Genomic DNA, 16,419 nt, shown 5'->3' with positions numbered 1-16,419 from the left:
CTCAGGCCTCACGCTGGCACCAGGCGTCTATCAGTACGTCCAGCAATGCCTGCGCATCCGTGGTGTTGGCGTCGACCAGGGCAATGGCCCAGCCACAGCCGGCCAGCTCGAAGTGTTCGCGCCAGTTGGGCCACGCCACAAGCCCGGCCAGGTCGAAGGAAAACATGCCGCCCCGCTCGCCATGGCCGCCGTGAATCGACTCGCCCAGGCCGAATGGCTGCGGGTCGAAGGGCTTGAGGCTCACGTAGTACACGTGGTGGGTGTCGTGCTCCGGGGTGGGCGCGCGGTTGCACTGGGAGAAGTCCACCGACTGCCAGCCCAGCTCGCGCTCGTTCATCGGCTGTGCCTGCGCGAGCAGGTAGTCGAGCCCCAGCGTACGCCCACCCGGCCAACCGAGCTGGGTGGCACTGAAGGTTCGCTGGCGCGCCTTGCGTGGGTTGGCAAGCTCGCTCCAGCCCAGCTCGCGGGTCAGCACCAGGCCCTTGAGCAAGCGGTGCTCGCCATTGTTCAGCTCCAGCACGAACTGGCCGTAATCGGTGGGTATCACCCGCACCAGGTGCGTCGGTGCCCCGTGGTCCTGCCCCATGTCTTCTTCCCCTGATGTTACAAAGAATTTCGGCAACGCCGCAGGGTCTACCCAGTAGATCCCCACACAAGAGTCTGCCATGAAATTCGAACGCTTCGCCCAGGGCCTGGCCAAACAGGCCGGTCGCTCGCGCACCTTCCTCATCGCACTGGTACTGATCGTGGTCTGGGCCGTCACCGGGCCGTGGTTCGACTACAACGACACCTGGCAGCTGATCATCAACACCTCGACCACCATCGTCACCTTCCTGATGGTGTTCGTCATCCAGAACACCCAGAACCGCGATAACGACGTGCTGCACATCAAGCTCGACGAACTGCTGCGCTCGACCAAGGCGGCGCACAACGCGCTGATGAACCTCGACCAGCTGGACAACAGCCAGCTCAAGCAATTGCTCAAGGAATACCGGGAGATCGGCGAAGACCGCGCCACCGACCTGCCCGCCGATGAAACCGGGGGCAGGCGCGGCGACGCGCAGTGAGGCGGGCTACTGGTTGGCGCCGGTGAGGGTGTTGTAGCTGGTGATCAGGTTGCGGTAGTCGGGGATGTGGTTGGAGAACAGCGCGCCCAGCCCCTCGACATCGTTGCGCCAGTCGCGGTGCAGTTCGCAGGCTGCGCCGAACCAGGTCATCAGTTGCGCACCGGCCGACGACATGCGGTCCCATGCCGCGTCGCGGGTGATCGGGTTGAAGGTGCCGGAGGCGTCGGTGATCACGAACACCTCGAAGCCTTCGGCAATCGCCGACAGCGCCGGGAACGCCACGCACACCTCGGTAACCACACCGGCGATGATCAGCTGCTTCTTGCCGGTGGCCTTGACCGCCTTGACGAAGTCCTCGTTGTCCCAGGCGTTGATCTGGCCGGGGCGCGCGATGTACGGCGCGTCAGGGAACTGCGCCTTGAGCTCGGGCACCAGCGGGCCGTTGGGGCCGCTTTCGAAGCTGGTGGTGAGGATGGTGGGCAACTTGAAGTACTCGGCCAGGTCGGCCAGCGCCAGCACGTTGTTCTTGAACTTGTCCGGCTCGATGTCACGCACCAGCGAGAGCAGCCCGGCCTGATGGTCGACCAGCAGCACGGCGGCGTTGTTCTTGTCCAGACGGGTGTAGGGAACACTCATGGTCATACTCCTTGCAGGGGTGGTCCGGCGCCGTGGCGCCGGAGTTGGGACAAACGTGAGTTGCATACAGACCCTAGTCGGCGCGTGTGACAGTGCCGCCGCCATTGGTCATCTGGCCGAAGCGCCCGGCGCGAAAATCGGCGAACGCCGCCTCGATCTCGGCATCGCTGTTCATCACGAACGGGCCGTAGCCGACGATGGGTTCATCCAGCGGCTCGCCGCTGAGCCACAGCACCGCCGCCTCGCTGTCGGCCTGCAGCAGCACTTCGTCGCCGGCACGCTCCAGCAGCACCAGTTGTGCCGGGCCCACCGACCGCTCGCCATTGACCGTGACCTGGCCGCGCAGCACCACCAGGGCGCTGCTGTGACCGGCCTGGGCAGGCAACCGCACGGGCTTGCCGGGCTTGAGCTGCATGTCCCACACCTGCATCGGCGTGAAGGTGCGCGCCGGGCCGCGATGGCCGTGGTAGTCACCGGCAATCACCCGCAGGCTGCCGGCACCGCCGGGCAGCGCCACGCTGGGGATGTCGGCGGCCAGCAGGGTCTGGTAGCCGGCAGGGGCAGACTTGTGCCGGGCCGGCAGGTTGACCCACAACTGCACCATCTCCAGGGTGCCGCCACTGCGGGCGAACGAAGGCGCATGGAACTCTTCATGCAGGATGCCGCCCGCGGCCGTCATCCACTGCACATCGCCCGGGCCGATCAGGCCGCCGGCACCGGTGGAGTCGCGGTGCTCCAGTTCGCCCTGGTAGACGATGGTCACCGTTTCGAAACCGCGGTGCGGGTGCTGGCCGACGCCGCGACGGGCGCTGGTGGGGGTGAAGGCATGGGGCCCGGCGTAGTCGAGCAGCAGGAACGGGCTGATGTGCTGGGCCAGGTTGTCGTAGGTGAACAGGCTGCGTACCGGGAAGCCGTCACCCACCCAATGCGGGTGCGGGCTGCTGTAGACGCCTTGGATCTTTTTCATGAGCTACCTCCTCTCGTGCATGAAGCCAACGATAAGGGCGCAACGCTGAAGGCGGTAGATAGCGTAAAGTGCCCTCAGCGTTCCATTTGGAGAACAGTGGTGGAAGACCTCAACGACCTGTACTACTTCGCCCAGGTGGTCGAGCACGGTGGCTTTGCCGCCGCCGGCCGTGCCCTGGACATGCCCAAGTCCAAACTCAGCCGGCGGGTGGCCGGGCTCGAGGAGCGCCTCGGGGTGCGCCTGATCCAGCGTTCCACCCGGCATTTTTCGGTAACCGACATCGGGCAGGCCTACCACCGCCATTGCGTGGCCATGCTGGTGGAGGCCGAGGGTGCGGCCGAGCTGATCGAGCGCCACCGTGCCGAGCCCCAGGGCATCGTGCGCCTGAGCTGCCCCACGGCGCTGCTGGATTTCTGGGTGGGGCCGATGCTGTCGCGCTTCATGGTGCAGTGCCCGCTGGTGCAGCTGCATATCGAGAGCACCAACCGCCATGTGGACCTGATCCAGGAAGGCATCGACATTGCGCTGCGGGTGCGGGTGCCGCCGCTGGAGAGCAGCGACCTGGTGATGAAGGTGCTGGCCAACAGCACGCAGTTGCTGGTGGCCGCGCCCGGCTTGCTGGCGTCGTTGCCCAGCCCCATCGTGCCCGCCGACCTGGCCGCCTTGCCGAGCCTGCACTGGGGCAACCCGCAGCGCGATTATCAATGGCAGCTCAATGGCCCGGACGGCGCCACGGCCAGCTTGCGGCACACGCCGCGGCTGGTGACCGACGACCTGGTGGTATTGCGCCAGGCGGCGCTGGCGGGCGTGGGGGTGGTGCACCTGCCACTGGTGGTGATCCGCGACGAGCTGGCCCGTGGCGAGCTGGTGCAGCCCACCCCGCACTGGGCGCCGCAATGCGGGCTGGTGCACGCGGTGTTTGCCTCACGGCGCGGGCTGCTGCCTTCGGTGCGGCACCTGCTGGATTTTCTGGCCCAGGAGTTTGCCCAGAGTGGGATCGATTGATGTGCCAGGGTTTGCTGGCGCTATGCGCCAGATCGCGGGTCAAGCCCGCTCCCACGGGGATTGCGGCACTCTTTGAATAGGCGCTGTACCTGTGGGAGCGGGCTTGCCCCGCGATCGAATGGACAGCATTCGCTGAACCTGCATCCACCGATCATCAGGCATACTGCCCCCCCACCCTCAACCCCAACGCACCGCCATGCAGCCGATTGTCCCCCTGGCAGAAAACTACCCCCACGGCGAGCGCATCGCCCCGCACTGCCACAACCGCGCCCAGCTGATCCATGCCCTGAGCGGGGTGATCACGGTCAACTCCAGCCAGGGCTGCTGGGTGGTTCCGCCAGGGCGCGGCGTATGGGTGCCCGCCGCCGTCGAACACGACCTGAAGATGGCCGGCCAGGTCCGCATGCGCACCCTGTTCGTCGCCTCCGACGCGCGCCCCGACCTGCCGCTGACCTGCCGCGTGGTGGACATCCCGCCGCTGCTGCGCCAACTGATCATCAGCGCCATGCTCATCCCCGCCGACTACCCGCCCGGCGGGCGTGACGAGCGGGTGATGCAGTTGATTCTGGACGAGATCCGCGTGCTGCCGATTCTGGCCCTGTACGTGCCGCTGCCGGTCGACCCGCAACTGGCCGCGCTGTGCCAGGCCCTGCGCGACGACCCGGCCAGCCCCTGGAGCCTGCAGCGCGCCGCCGCCCACAGCGGCCTCAACGCACGCACCCTGACCCGCGCCTTCCAGCGCGAAACCGGCCTGAGCTTCATCCAGTGGCTGCGCCGCCTGCGCCTGCTGGCCAGCCTCGACGCGCTGGCCGCCGGGCACTCGATCCTGAACGTGGCGCTGGACCTGGGCTACGACAGCCCCAGCGCCTTCAGCGCCATGTTCCGCCGCACCCTGGGGGTCTCGCCCAGTGCCTACTTCGGCAAGACCCCGGCCTACGGCCAGCCCGACGCCGACTAGTCAGCGTGCATGCTGGCGCAGCAGCAGCGACGCCAGCGCACACACCGCCAACGCCACGCACGACACATAGAACGCATCCGAATACGCCATCAGGTAGGCCTGCTGATGCACCGTCTGGTCCAGCTGCGCCAGCACCTGCAGGTGCGCCGGGGCCTGTGCATCGAGCACCCCGCCGGGCAGACGCTGCTGCACGGGTGCATCGAACAGCGTCAGGCTCTCATTGATACGCTGCCCGTGAAACCGTTCGCGCAACGACACCAGCTGCGTCAGCAGCGCCGTGCCCACCGCACCGCCCAGGTTGCGCAGCATCGATATCAGCGCCGAGGCGGAGCCGGCCTGGGCCTTGTCCAGCCCTTTCACCGCCAGCACCGACAGCGCCACCATGATCAGCGGCTGGCCCAGCCCGCGCACCACCGTGGAGGGGATGATCACGTTCTTTGCCGCGTCCGCCGACAGGTGCGCCCCCAACCAGCAGCCCAGCGCCATGATCGCGAAGCCGCTGGCCACCAGCACCTTGGCGTTGAGCCAGCGCATCAGGCGCGGCAGCAGCGGCGCCAGCAGCAACTGCACCATGCCGTAGGCGATCAGGCTGATGCCGATTTCGCGGGCGTTGTAGCCCTGCACCTGGGACAGGTAGTTGGGCACCAGAAACACCAGCCCGAAGGTCGCCGCCCCGAACACCGCCATGGCCAGGCTGGCCACGCCGAAGTTGTAGCTGGCCAGCAGGCGCAGGTTGATGAAGGGCCGCGCGCCCCACAGCTGGCGCTGCACGAACAGCGCCAGCGCCACCACGGCAATCACGCTGAAGGTGACGATGAACGCCGAATCGAACCAGTCCTCGCGCCCGCCCTCCTCCAGCACGATCTGCAGCGCGCCCAGCCCCAGCGCCATGGCCGCGATGCCCAGCCAGTCGGCGCCGCGCAACTGGGCGCGGTCGCCGGCCTGCGCCGGGATCGACCACGCCACCGCCGCCAGCAGCGCCACCCCGGGCAGCAGTTGCAGCAGGAAGATCCAGCGCCATGAATAGGCGTCGGTCAGCCAGCCGCCGATCGACGGCCCGGCGGCCTGGGCCACACTGTTGGAGAGGCTGAACAAGGCCATGCCCAGGGCGATCTTGCTCGGCGGCAGCTCGGTGATGATCAATTGCATCGACAGCGGGATCAGCACCGCCCCCGAAGCGCCCTGGATCACGCGGATGGCGATCATCGCCTGCAGGTTCGGCGCCAGCGCGCAACTGACCGAGCTGATCAGGAACACCAGCGAGCCCACCAGCATCACCCGGCGCAGCGAGAACACCTGCACCAGCCAGGCGGTGAGCGGAATCATGGTGATTTCCGCCACCAGGTAGGCGGTGGAGATCCACGAGCCTTCCTCGAACGTCGCCCCCAGCGCGCCTTCGATTTCCGGCAGCGCGGCACTGGTGACGTGCACGTTCATGCCCGCCATGAAGCAGCCGAACAAGCCTCCGATCACCGCCACCCACGCGCGCAGCGATACCTTGTCTTCAGTGCTCATCGCGCACCTGCGCCGTGCGCGTATCGATGGTGGCGATCACCGACATGCCCGGCAGCAGCCGCGGCGTGCCGGGTTCCACCGGGTCGAGGTGAATACGCACGGCAAAGCGCTGCACGATCTTGGTGAAGTTGCCGGTGGCGTTGTCGGGCGGCAACAGCGCGAACACCGCCCCCGAGCCGGGCGAGACGCTGTCGACCGTGCCCTGCCAGTGCCGGCCGAAGGTGTCCACCTCCAGGGTCGCGCGCTGCCCCGGGCGCATGTGTTCGAGCTGGGTTTCCTTGAAGTTGGCCACCACGTAGGCCTGCTCCACCGGTACCACTGCCAGCAGTGGCAGGCCGGGGCTGACGTACTGCTGCACACGCACCTTGCGCTGCCCCACCACGCCGTCGAAGGGCGCCCGTACCTGGGTGTCGGCCAGGGCGTTCTCGGCCAGGGCCAGGGCCGCCTCGGCCTGTTCCAGCTCGGCCTCGCGGCGCACCAGTTCGGCCCGGGCCTCGCGCTGCTGGCTGGCCAGCACCTGGTGCCGGGCCCGCTGCATGGCCCAGCCGGCGTCCGCGCCCTTGAGTGTGGCCTGCGCCTGGGTGCGTGTGGTGCTGGCGCGTTCGGCACGCTGGGCACTCACCGCGTTCATGCCGATCAACTGGCGGTAACGCTGCCAGTCGAGTTCGGCGCGCCGCGCCTCGGCACCGCCCGCCTCGCGCTCGGCGGCGGCACGGGCAATCGCCTGCCCTTGCCCCTCCAGCTGCGCCGCCAGGGTCACCAGCACGGCCTGCTGCGCCTGCACCGAAGCGGTACTGGCGGCCAGCGCCGCACGGGCCTGGCGCACCTGCTGGCGATAGTCGCGGTCGTCCAGCTGCACCAGCAGGTCGCCGGCCTTGACCACGGCATTGTCGGCCACGCTGACCTGGGCCACATAGCCGCCCACCCGCGCACTGATCGGCGCCCAGTCGGCGCGCACGTAGGCATCGTCGGTCTGTTCGTTGAAGCGCCCGCTGTGCCACACATACAAGGCAACCCCTAGTACCGCCAGCGTGCCGGCTGCGCCCAGGGCGCGGCGCAGCGTCATCACGCGCACGCGCTCGGTGGCTTGGGTAACCGGTGGTTCGGGGCTGACCGCCTGGTTCATGTTCGTGCTCCCTGTTGTTGTTCAAGGATGCACTCTAAGGGGGTCAGCGGTTGGCGTTCGCTAGCGTACAGGCCAGTATTCGTCGCGAAATGGACAACCTGCCATCAGCCCAGCAGGTAGGTTTGCACCTCGTGCGCACAGGCCTGCGGATCTTCCTGCATGAAGCAGTGCCCGCCGGGCACCTCGCGCAGCTCGACCCTTGGGTTCAGACGCGCCCAGCGCGCCAGCGACACGGGTACGAAGGGATAGGTGGTGATGCCATGCAGCACCCGTGCGGGTGTCTGCACCTGGGCCAGGGCAGCCCACAGCCCGCGCGGGAACGAACTGAACACGTCCACTTCGCGCGCCGGCCGGCACTTGAGCACTACCCCTTCGCCGCAGTCGCCGATGGCGTGGTCCACATAGGCCTGCAGCGCCTCGTCGTGCCAGCCCTTGAAAATGCCGCGCCCGTGCAGCGCGGCGTAGGCCGCCTCGCGGTCGGGCCAGTGGCTGCGCCGGGTGGCGGCCTTGCGTGCCAGGCCGTGGCGACGGTGCATGCCGAACAGCGTGGCCACGCTCATCACCCCCAGCATCGAGCGGCTGAACACCACAGGGTCAAGCAATACCGCCCGCTGAAACAGGCCCGGTTCCAGCGCCAGCATCAAGCCGGTCAGCACCCCGCCGAAACTGTGGCCCATGGCAAAGCACGCCACCTGCCCGTATTCGCCACGGCCTGCCTGGAAGGCCTCGATCGCCAGCGCGGCGCTGCGGTTCCAGCCCACGAAGGCGCCGCCATGATCGCTGTCGCCATGGCCCTGCACATCGCACAGCCACAGGTCGAAATGCTCGGCCAGGCGCTCCAGCAACGGCTGGTAGGCCAGGCAGCAGAACCCGGTGCCGTGGATGAAATGCAGCAGCGGCTTGCCGCTGGCGGGTGAGCGCCAGCCGCGCAGGGTGAAGTGTTCGGCGCAGTCATGCGACCAGGGGATCAGTTCCATCGGGACTCGCTGTGGGGGTTACACAAAACCGGATTCTACAAACAGCAGTGGATACAGCGATAGCACCAGCAGTGCGGCCATCAGCCAATTGAACAGCTTGAGCCAGCGTGGGTCCTGCAGCACGGTGCGCAGCGCGCTGCCGAACATCACCCACACGCACACGCTGGGCAGGTTGACCACGGCGAACACCGCGGCGATCACGATCACGTTGGTCAGGTAGCCCTGGCTGGGTGCATAGGTGGTGATGGCGCCCACGGCCATGACCCAGGCCTTGGGGTTGACCCACTGGAAGGCTGCCGCGCCCCAGAAACCCAGGGGCTTGCGCGTGCCGGGCTCGGCGCTGGTCAGCGGGCCTGAATTGGCGATCTTCCAGGCCAGGTACAGCAGGTAGCTGGCGCCCACGTAGCGCAGCACGCCGTAGGCCAGCGGATAGGCCTTGAACAGCTCGCCCAGGCCAAGGCCCACCGCCAGTACCAGCACCATGAAGCCGATACTGATGCCCAGCGCGTGGGGAATGGTGCGACGCACACCGAAGTTCACGCCGGAGGCCAGCAACATGGTGTTGTTGGGGCCGGGGGTGATCGAGGAGACGAAGGCGAACAGCACGAAGGCCATCAGCAGGTTGAGCGAGGTGAGCATGGCGGGTGTCCGGCGGTGTGTTGTTGTGAAGTGACACTAACCAAGTCGGTGCGCAGCGCTGCGATACAGTTGGGGGCAATTGTGGCACTACACTTGGCGAGCCCTCACTACCCTCCAGGCTTCCCGTGCCCTCGACCGGTAATTGCCTTAGGATAACCCTCCTCGATTTCCGGAACAGAAGCCCCGCCATGCCCGTACATATCCGCCCCGCGCGCGTCGAAGACGCCAGCCAGATCCTCACCTTCATCACCGAGCTTGCCGAGTACGAGCGTGCCCGCCACGAGGTGATCGCCACGGTCGCCGATATCGAGCGCACGCTGTTCGGCGAAGGCAGCAGCACCCAGGCGCTGATCTGCGAGCGTGACGGCCAGGCCATCGGCTTTGCGGTGTACTTCTTCAGTTATTCGACCTGGCTCGGCACCCAGGGCATCTACCTCGAAGACCTGTACGTCACGCCCCAGGCCCGCGGCACGGGTGCGGGCAAGGCATTGCTGCGCCACCTGGCGCAGGAGGCCTGTGCCAAGGGCTGCGGACGCCTGGAGTGGAGCGTGCTGGACTGGAACGAACCGGCCATCCAGTTCTACAAGTCCATCGGCGCGCAGCCGCAGGACGAGTGGGTGCGTTATCGCATGGAAGGTGAAACGCTGCGCAGCTTCGCCCAGGGTTGAGACCACGCCATGTTCTTTCGATTGGCCGCCGACGGGCTGGTACTGTTTCATCTGACGTTCATCGTGTTCGTGATGCTGGGCGGGTTGCTGGTGCTCAGGTGGCCGCGGCTGTGCTGGCTGCACCTGCCGGCCGTGACCTGGGGCGTGCTGGTGGAGGTGCTGCACCTGCCCTGCCCGCTGACCGAATGGGAAAACCGCCTGCGTGCAGCGGCGGGTGACACCGGCTACCCCGACAGTTTTGTGGAGCATTACCTGATACCGCTGATCTACCCGGCCAAGCTGACGGCAGGCATCCAGCTGTGGCTGGGGGCATTGGTGTTCGTGGTGAATGCGGGGGTCTATGCGTGGTTGTGCTACTCGCGCAGGCGCCGTGCCTTGCGGTGAGTGCTCAGGCCGCTTCGCCGGCAAGGCCGGCTCCTACGGGAGCCTGCCTTGCCGGCGAAGTGGTCACCACAGCACCTGAATCAGGCGCTCACCTCCTCCCGCGCCGCATAGCGCTGGGCCAGCACCGCACACACCATCAGCTGGATCTGGTGGAACAGCATCAGCGGCAAAATCATCGCGCCAATCGCCCCCCCGGCAAACAGCACCTGGGCCATCGGCACACCGGTGGCCATGCTTTTCTTGGAGCCGGCAAACAGGATGGTGATGCGGTCTTCCACGTTGAACCCCAGCCGCTTGCCCAGCAACTGCGTGCACCACAGCACCACCGCCAGCAACACGCAGCACACCAGCGCCAGCCCCAGCAGCCGCACCAGCGGCACCGACTGCCACAACCCGCTGATCACCGCGTCGCTGAACGCGGTATACACCACCAGCAGGATCGAGCCCTGGTCGACGGTCTTCAGCCAGCGTGCATTGCGCGCCACCCAGGCGCCGATCCAGCGCCGCGCCAGTTGCCCGGCCACGAACGGCACCAGCAGTTGCAGCACGATCTTCAACACCGCATCGAGGTTGGACCCGGTATCGCCCTGCACGCCCATCAGCACCATCACCAGCAGCGGCGTCAGCACGATGCCCAGCAGGCTGGAGGCCGCCGCGCTGCAGATCGCCGCCGGGATGTTGCCCCGCGCCAGCGAGGTGAAGGCAATCGCCGACTGCACGGTGGCCGGCAATGCGCACAGGTACAGCACGCCCAAGTACAGCTCGTCGCCCACCAGCGGCAGGAACAGCGGCTTGAACAGCATGCCCAGCAGCGGAAACATCACGAAGGTGCAGCCAAAAACCAGCAGGTGCAGGCGCCAGTGCCCTGCTCCGGCCGCCACCGCCTCGCGCGACAGCTTGGCGCCGTGCAGAAAGAACAGCAGCCCGATGGCCAGGTTGGTCAGCCAGCCAAACACCACCGCGCCCTGGCCCTCGCAGGGCAGCAAGGTGGCCAGTGCAATCACGCCGAGCAGGGCCAGGGTGAAATTGTCGAACAGCAACCGCAGGTGTTTCATGTCACGTCCTGTCTTGTTATTGGGATGGCGCAGACGGTAAGGTTTCTTTTCTTTTCCGACTAACGACAGAACCCCAAGAGTGTCGCCCAAAGGACAACCCCACGCCCCGCGCATCCCGCCCCTGAGCGAGCTCAAGGTACTGCCGCGCCCGCTGTACGGGCAGGCGCAGTCGCTGGCCAACATCGCCCTGGGCTTTCGTCACAAGCATGCCTGGGGGCAACTGTCGTATGCGGCCCAGGGCGTGCTGCATGTGCACACCGGCGCCGGACGCTACGTGGTGCCGCCGCAGCGCGCGGTGTGGATCCCGGCGCATACCCCCCATCAGGTCAGCTGCGCCGACGACACCTGCATCCGCAGCCTGTACATCGAGCACAGCGTGTGGCCGGGTACCCAGTGCCGGGTGATCGGCGTGAATGCCTTGCTGCGCGAGCTGATCCGCACCTTCAGCGGCCTGCCGGTGGCCTACGATACCGAGGGCGCAGACGGGCGCCTGGTCGCCGTGCTGCTCGACCAGCTGGCCAGCGCCCCGCAGGAAGACCTGATTCTGCCGCTGCCCCAGGACACCCGCCTGCGTGCACTGTGCCGGCGCCTGAAGGCACACCCCGAGGACAGCACCGGGCTGGCAGCCTGGAGCCTGAAGTACGGCGTTTCGGAAAAGACCCTGAGCCGGTTGTTTCTGCGTGACACCGGCATGACCTTTCGCACCTGGCGCCAGCGCATGCGCCTGCTCAGTGCGCTGCCAGCACTCAGCCGCGGCGAGCGCGTCACCGACGTGGCCCTGGCCTGCGGCTACGAATCGCTGTCGGCCTTTATCGCCGCCTTTGGCAAACAGTTCGGCCTGTCACCGGGCGAATTCCTCCAGACCCACCGGAAACCCATTACGTGAACCTGTTCAAACCGCACCACCTGCTGAGCGGCCTGCTGCTGGCCAGCCCTGCCGCCTGGGCCGCCACCGTGCCTGACAACCTCGACAACCTGGTAGAGGCCGCCAGCCAGGCCGTGATGCAGGAGCACGCGATACCCGGCATGGCCGTGGCCCTGACAGTCAATGGCCAGCACCACTACTACGACTTCGGTGTGGCCTCGCGCGACAGCGGCCAGGCCGTCGACCGCGACACCCTGTTCGAACTGGGCTCGATCAGCAAGACCTTCAACGTCACCCTGGCGGCCTATGCCCAGGCCACCGGCAAGCTGAAGCTGACCGACAGCCCGGCCAGCTACCTGCCCGAACTGCGCGGCCGGGCCCTGGAAAACACCAGCCTGCTGAACCTGGCGACCCACACCGCCGGCGGCTTTCCGCTGCAGTTGCCAGACAGCGTGCACGACAACAGGCAACTGATGCGCTACTTCAAGCACTGGACCCCGAGCTACCCGGCAGGCACCCGGCGTACCTATGCCAACCCGAGCATCGGCCTGCTCGGGGTGATCAGCGCCCGCCAACTGGACATGAGCTACCGGTCCGCCCTGCAGGACCTGCTGTTTCCGGCGCTGGGCCTGAACAACACCCATCTGCAGGTACCTGCCAACTGGCAGCGTATGTACGCCCAGGGCTATACCCGCGACAACGTCCCCGCCCGGCTGAGCCCTGCGGTGCTGGCCGACGAAGCCTACGGGGTGAAGTCCAGCAGTGACGACCTGCTGCGCTTTGTCGAGGCGAACATGGGCCTGGAGAAACTCGATACGCCCCTCAAGCAGGCCATTGCCGCCACCCATACCGGCTACTACCAGGTGGGCACCATGACCCAGGACCTGATCTGGGAACAGTACCCCTACCCGGTCGCATTGCAGACCCTGCTCGACGGCAATGCCAGCCGCATGGCCCTTGAAACCCTCGACGTCACGCCGCTGCAACCCCCGCTGGCCCCGCAGCAGGCGGTGTGGATCAACAAGACCGGCTCTACCAACGGCTTTGGCAGCTACGTGGCGTTCGTGCCCTCGCAGCGGATCGGCATCGTGATCCTGGCCAACAAGAACTACCCCAACGAAGCGCGGGTGAAGCTGGCCTACCAGATCCTCGGCGCCTTGAACGAAGGTAGCCACTGACCGTGAGCAAACCGGTACGCGACACACTCAAGCTGCTGTTGCTGCTGGCCGGGCTGTGGGGCTTCGCGCGCCTGCCGCCGAGCCTCGGCGCGAACCTGATACTGGTCGGCGGGCTGGCGGCCGGCGGCATCTATGCGCTGCTGAACCTGTCGCGCCTCTTCGCCTTTCTCAGCTACTGGCCAGGGTCGTTGCTGTACAGCGTGGTCGTGGTGTACCTGTGCAAGCTGTCTGCGCAACGGATGCTCAATGCGCGCTTTGGCATCGAGGTGGACTACCTGGACAACGCGGCGGTGGTGTATGGGGCACTCTATTCCATCCCGTTCTCGCTGATGCTGCTGGGGGTCTACCTGCTGTTGCCCCAGTGGCTGCGCAGGGCGGCTGGCAGACTACGCCCCGGCGCCGCCCCGGCCCCGGCGCAGAAAGTGCCGACGTTCGAACCCTTCTTTGCCGCGGCCCTGGTCTGTTGTGCGGGGTTCGCCCTGCAGCAGCTGGACGAGGGCCTGGAGTACGCCCTGATCGTCGATGCCATGCCCGCCTCCAACTGCGGCCCGGTCGACGCGGGCACTGCATGGCTGCGCAAGAACCACAGCCAGTGCTACAGGCTGCAGGGCAACCCGTTCACCGGCACCTTCAGCCTGCAGCAGGTCGACAGCCCGGCGCCCTGATGCTGCGTGCAGTGAACCTCTGCCGCACCCCGCCCCTCGAATGCTCAGGGGCCAGCGTTGGCCCGACCCCATGCGACGGTGCCTTCGATGAGTTTTACCCTGTGGATCGCCGTGTTCGGCGCCGTGTTGCTGATCCTGGCCCTGACCTCGTCGTACCTGCGCTGGATGCCGGTGACCACCTCGGCGGTGTGCCTGCTGCTGGGCATCGGCATCGGCCCGCTGGGGCTGGGCCTGTTGCACCTGGACCTGGACCACGCCGCCGGCTGGCTCAAGCACCTGACCGAAGTCGCGTTGCTGTTCTCGCTGTTCATCAGTGGCCTGAAGTTGCGCCTGCCGCTGCGCAGCCGTGTCTGGCGGGTGGCATTCGGCCTGGCCGGCCCGGTGATGCTGCTGAGCATCGGTGGCTTCAGCGTGGTGCTGCACTACCTGGGTGACATGGCGTGGGCGCCGGCCCTGCTGATCGGCGCCATCCTTGCGCCCACCGACCCGGTGCTGGCAGCGCTGGTGCAGGTCAACGATGCGCAGGACCACGACCCGCTGCGCTTCGGCCTGTCGGGCGAGGCCGGGCTCAACGACGGCGTGGCCTTTCCCTTCGTGCTGCTGGGCTTGCTGCTGGTGCAGGGCCAGGCCGTCGACGGCTCGGCGCTGTTGACCTGGTTGTGGCGCGACCTGCTGTGGGCGATGCCAGTGGGGTTGCTGGTGGGCTACTGGATGGGCAAGCTGCTGGGGCGCCTGACCCTGACCCTGCGCATCAGCCATGCCGACAGCACGCTCACCCCCAACGACTACCTGGCACTGGCGCTGATTGCACTGGCGTATGTGGTGGCCGACACCCTGCACGCCTATGGGTTTCTGGCGGTGTTTGCCGCCGGGCTGGGGCTGCGCCAGGCCGAGGTGAGCTTCACCGGCGGTTCGCAGACCCCGTCCGAGCACCTGGCGCAACCGGTGGCCGGGCACCTGGAAGCCGCGCCGGAGAATGCGGTGCATGGCGACCTGGACAACCTCGAAGACACCCAGGTGGCGGCCGGGGTGATGATGGGCGACATGCTTGCCTTCGGCAGCCTGGTGGAGCGGGTGATGGAAGTGTTCCTGGTGACCGTGCTCGGCGTGGCGTTGGCCAGCCACTGGGACTGGCGCGCACTGGGCTTTGGCCTGGCGTTGTTCTGCGTGGTGCGCCCGTTGAGCGTGTTGCTGATGCCTTGGGGCAGCCTGCTCGACCTGCGCCAGCGGCTGATGGTCGGCTGGTTCGGCATTCGTGGCATCGGCAGCCTGTTCTACCTGTTCTACGCCCTGAGCCACGGCCTGGGCGGCACGCTTTCGGCGCAGTGCCTGAACATCACGCTGTCGGTGGTGGCGTTGAGCATCGTGGTGCATGGCCTGAGCACGCAACCGATGCTGAACTACTACGGGCGGCGCGGCTGACCGCCCCTGCTGGCGACGCACGCTTCGCACTTGACCTGCTGCCCCCCTGAACTAGAGTCAAAGGCTGCCCATCAAGGACAGATGGCTGCAGATAGGCGACGTTATCTGCGCGTTCAAGGATGCCAACTAATGGAGTGGTGGCAATGAGCAAACCTGCATCGACCCCTTTCATCCATACCCTTATCAACGACCTCGGCGCTGCCGCGATGTTGCCCAACATCATGCTCGGTGAAGAACTGGGCCTGTACCGGGCCATGGCCGACGGCCAGCCGGTGACCGCCCAGACCCTGGCCACACGCACTGGCTGCAATGCGCGCCTGCTTCGCGAATGGCTCAACGCCCATGCCGCCTCTGGCTACATGCAGCACAACGACGAACATTTCAGCCTTGACGAGCAGCAGGCCCAGGCCCTGGCCCATGAGGACTCCGCCATCTACATTGCTGGCGGCACCCAGGCCATCGCCTCGATGGTGCTCGACAAGGACAAGCTGGTGGCGGCGATGCGCGGCGACGGTGGCCTGGCATGGGGCGACCATCATGCGTGCATGTTCGGTGGCGTCGAGCGCCTGTTCCGGCCTGGCTACCGCAACCATCTGGTCGGCAGCTGGCTGCCGGCACTGGAGGGTGTGGTGGACAAGTTGCACGCCGGGGCCCGGGTGGCAGACATCGGGTGTGGTCTTGGCACCTCGACGCTGCTCATGGCCGAGGCTTTTGCGGCTTCGCATTTCGACGGCATCGACTACCACGCGCCCTCGGTGGCCACTGCCGGTCAACGGGCCAGGGACAGCGGCCTGACCGAACGGGTGCGCTTCACCCAGGCCAGCGCCAAGGACTACCCTGGCCGCGATTATGACCTGGTGTGCTTCTTCGACTGCCTGCATGACCTGGGCGACCCGGTGGGTGCGGCCCGGCATGCCTGGCAGGCACTCAAGCCGGGGGGCACGCTGTTGCTGGTGGAGCCGTTTTCGAATGATCGGCTGGACGACAACCTCAACCCGGTGGGGCGTTTGTTCTATGCGGTCTCGACGTTTCTGTGCACGCCCAATTCACTGTCGCAGGAGGTGGGTTTGGGTCTAGGCGCGCAGGCGGGTGAGGCGCGCATTCGGGGTGTGCTTGAAGAGGCGGGGTTCAGCCACATGCGCCGGGCGTGCGAGACGCCGTTCAACCTGATACTGGAGGCGCGCAAGTAGAGGCGACGCGGCAATCGGGTGTCGAGCCACCAGGGCTGACAACTGCGATCCTGCAGGCCAGGGTGCGTTGCAACCAATGTGGGAGCCGGCAAGGCCGGCTCC

The 16,419-nt window shown here is 66.9% G+C and carries 18 protein-coding genes; 10 read left to right on the top strand and 8 right to left on the bottom strand.

The features are described 5' to 3' along the window. Position 1: 1 nt before the first annotated feature. Positions 2–586, bottom strand: a complete 585-nt coding sequence (locus LOY33_RS11280) for a hypothetical protein (protein WP_102063821.1) — start codon at positions 584–586, stop codon at positions 2–4. Between the two features lie 79 nt (positions 587–665). On the opposite strand from LOY33_RS11280, the gene LOY33_RS11275 reads away from it, so the two are divergent. Next, positions 666–1,067, top strand: coding sequence for a low affinity iron permease family protein (locus LOY33_RS11275; RefSeq protein WP_043860056.1), 402 nt, complete (start codon positions 666–668; stop codon positions 1,065–1,067). A gap of 6 nt (positions 1,068–1,073) precedes the next feature. Here the strand turns inward: LOY33_RS11275 and ycaC are convergent, their stop codons facing one another. Continuing rightward, the gene (gene ycaC, locus LOY33_RS11270; protein WP_043860055.1) at positions 1,074–1,703 is read right to left on the bottom strand and encodes an isochorismate family cysteine hydrolase YcaC; all 630 of its coding nucleotides are present in this window, start codon (positions 1,701–1,703) and stop codon (positions 1,074–1,076) included. 73 nt (positions 1,704–1,776) lie between these two features. Beyond that, complete coding sequence (locus LOY33_RS11265; protein ID WP_088515100.1) at positions 1,777–2,670, bottom strand: pirin family protein; 894 nt, start codon at positions 2,668–2,670, stop codon at positions 1,777–1,779. A gap of 96 nt (positions 2,671–2,766) precedes the next feature. Between LOY33_RS11265 and LOY33_RS11260 the strand changes: the two genes are divergently transcribed. Both LOY33_RS11260 and LOY33_RS11255 read left to right on the top strand, forming a co-directional pair. Further along, positions 2,767–3,675 (top strand): LysR family transcriptional regulator, encoded by a 909-nt coding sequence (locus LOY33_RS11260; protein WP_196932169.1) that lies wholly within the window; start codon positions 2,767–2,769, stop codon positions 3,673–3,675. A 196-nt stretch (positions 3,676–3,871) separates the two neighbouring features. Then, a complete protein-coding gene (locus LOY33_RS11255) occupies positions 3,872–4,633 on the top strand; it encodes a helix-turn-helix transcriptional regulator (protein ID WP_054914418.1) in 762 nt (253 codons plus the stop codon). Here the strand turns inward: LOY33_RS11255 and LOY33_RS11250 are convergent, their stop codons facing one another. The 4 genes from LOY33_RS11250 to LOY33_RS11235 all read right to left on the bottom strand — a co-directional run bounded on the left by LOY33_RS11250 (position 4,634) and on the right by LOY33_RS11235 (position 8,890). Then, entirely contained in the window at positions 4,634–6,148 is a 1,515-nt protein-coding gene (locus tag LOY33_RS11250) for an MDR family MFS transporter (RefSeq protein ID WP_043860227.1), read from the bottom strand. It lies immediately after the preceding gene. After that, positions 6,138–7,274: an HlyD family secretion protein gene (locus LOY33_RS11245; RefSeq protein WP_058540268.1), complete on the bottom strand. Its 1,137-nt coding sequence runs from the start codon at positions 7,272–7,274 to the stop codon at positions 6,138–6,140. Before LOY33_RS11245 ends, LOY33_RS11250 begins: the two co-directional genes overlap by 11 nt. 104 nt (positions 7,275–7,378) lie before the next feature. After that, entirely contained in the window at positions 7,379–8,251 is an 873-nt protein-coding gene (locus LOY33_RS11240; RefSeq protein ID WP_258662647.1) for an alpha/beta fold hydrolase, read from the bottom strand. Between the two features lie 18 nt (positions 8,252–8,269). Further along, a complete protein-coding gene (locus tag LOY33_RS11235) occupies positions 8,270–8,890 on the bottom strand; it encodes a LysE family translocator (protein ID WP_043860230.1) in 621 nt (206 codons plus the stop codon). A 188-nt stretch (positions 8,891–9,078) separates the two neighbouring features. Here LOY33_RS11235 and LOY33_RS11230 point away from each other — a divergent pair, with 188 nt between their 5' ends. Continuing rightward, positions 9,079–9,558: a GNAT family N-acetyltransferase gene (locus tag LOY33_RS11230; RefSeq protein WP_043860231.1), complete on the top strand. Its 480-nt coding sequence runs from the start codon at positions 9,079–9,081 to the stop codon at positions 9,556–9,558. Positions 9,559–9,567: 9 nt separating this feature from the next. After that, positions 9,568–9,942, top strand: a complete 375-nt coding sequence (locus LOY33_RS11225; RefSeq protein ID WP_043860232.1) for a DUF2784 domain-containing protein — start codon at positions 9,568–9,570, stop codon at positions 9,940–9,942. 80 nt (positions 9,943–10,022) lie between these two features. Here the strand turns inward: LOY33_RS11225 and LOY33_RS11220 are convergent, their stop codons facing one another. Then, entirely contained in the window at positions 10,023–10,997 is a 975-nt protein-coding gene (locus LOY33_RS11220) for a bile acid:sodium symporter family protein (protein ID WP_043860233.1), read from the bottom strand. Between the two features lie 79 nt (positions 10,998–11,076). Here LOY33_RS11220 and LOY33_RS11215 point away from each other — a divergent pair, with 79 nt between their 5' ends. From LOY33_RS11215 to LOY33_RS11195, 5 genes are all read left to right on the top strand, one after another. Then, the gene (locus LOY33_RS11215; RefSeq protein ID WP_258662646.1) at positions 11,077–11,883 is read left to right on the top strand and encodes a helix-turn-helix domain-containing protein; all 807 of its coding nucleotides are present in this window, start codon (positions 11,077–11,079) and stop codon (positions 11,881–11,883) included. After that, positions 11,880–13,040, top strand: coding sequence for a class C beta-lactamase (ampC, locus tag LOY33_RS11210; RefSeq protein ID WP_258662645.1), 1,161 nt, complete (start codon positions 11,880–11,882; stop codon positions 13,038–13,040). The genes LOY33_RS11215 and ampC overlap by 4 nt, the downstream gene beginning before the upstream one ends. 2 nt (positions 13,041–13,042) lie before the next feature. Continuing rightward, positions 13,043–13,705 (top strand): hypothetical protein, encoded by a 663-nt coding sequence (locus LOY33_RS11205; RefSeq protein WP_043860235.1) that lies wholly within the window; start codon positions 13,043–13,045, stop codon positions 13,703–13,705. A gap of 87 nt (positions 13,706–13,792) precedes the next feature. Next, positions 13,793–15,127: a sodium:proton antiporter gene (locus LOY33_RS11200; RefSeq protein WP_196932166.1), complete on the top strand. Its 1,335-nt coding sequence runs from the start codon at positions 13,793–13,795 to the stop codon at positions 15,125–15,127. Positions 15,128–15,270: 143 nt separating this feature from the next. Then, entirely contained in the window at positions 15,271–16,317 is a 1,047-nt protein-coding gene (locus LOY33_RS11195) for a class I SAM-dependent methyltransferase (RefSeq protein ID WP_258662643.1), read from the top strand. The last annotated feature ends 102 nt before the right edge of the window (positions 16,318–16,419 follow it).

Origin of the sequence: Pseudomonas sp. B21-036 (assembly GCF_024748925.1) — a bacterium.
Lineage (GTDB): Bacteria > Pseudomonadota > Gammaproteobacteria > Pseudomonadales > Pseudomonadaceae > Aquipseudomonas > Aquipseudomonas palmensis.
This window is presented reverse-complemented; position numbering and strand designations above follow the sequence as displayed.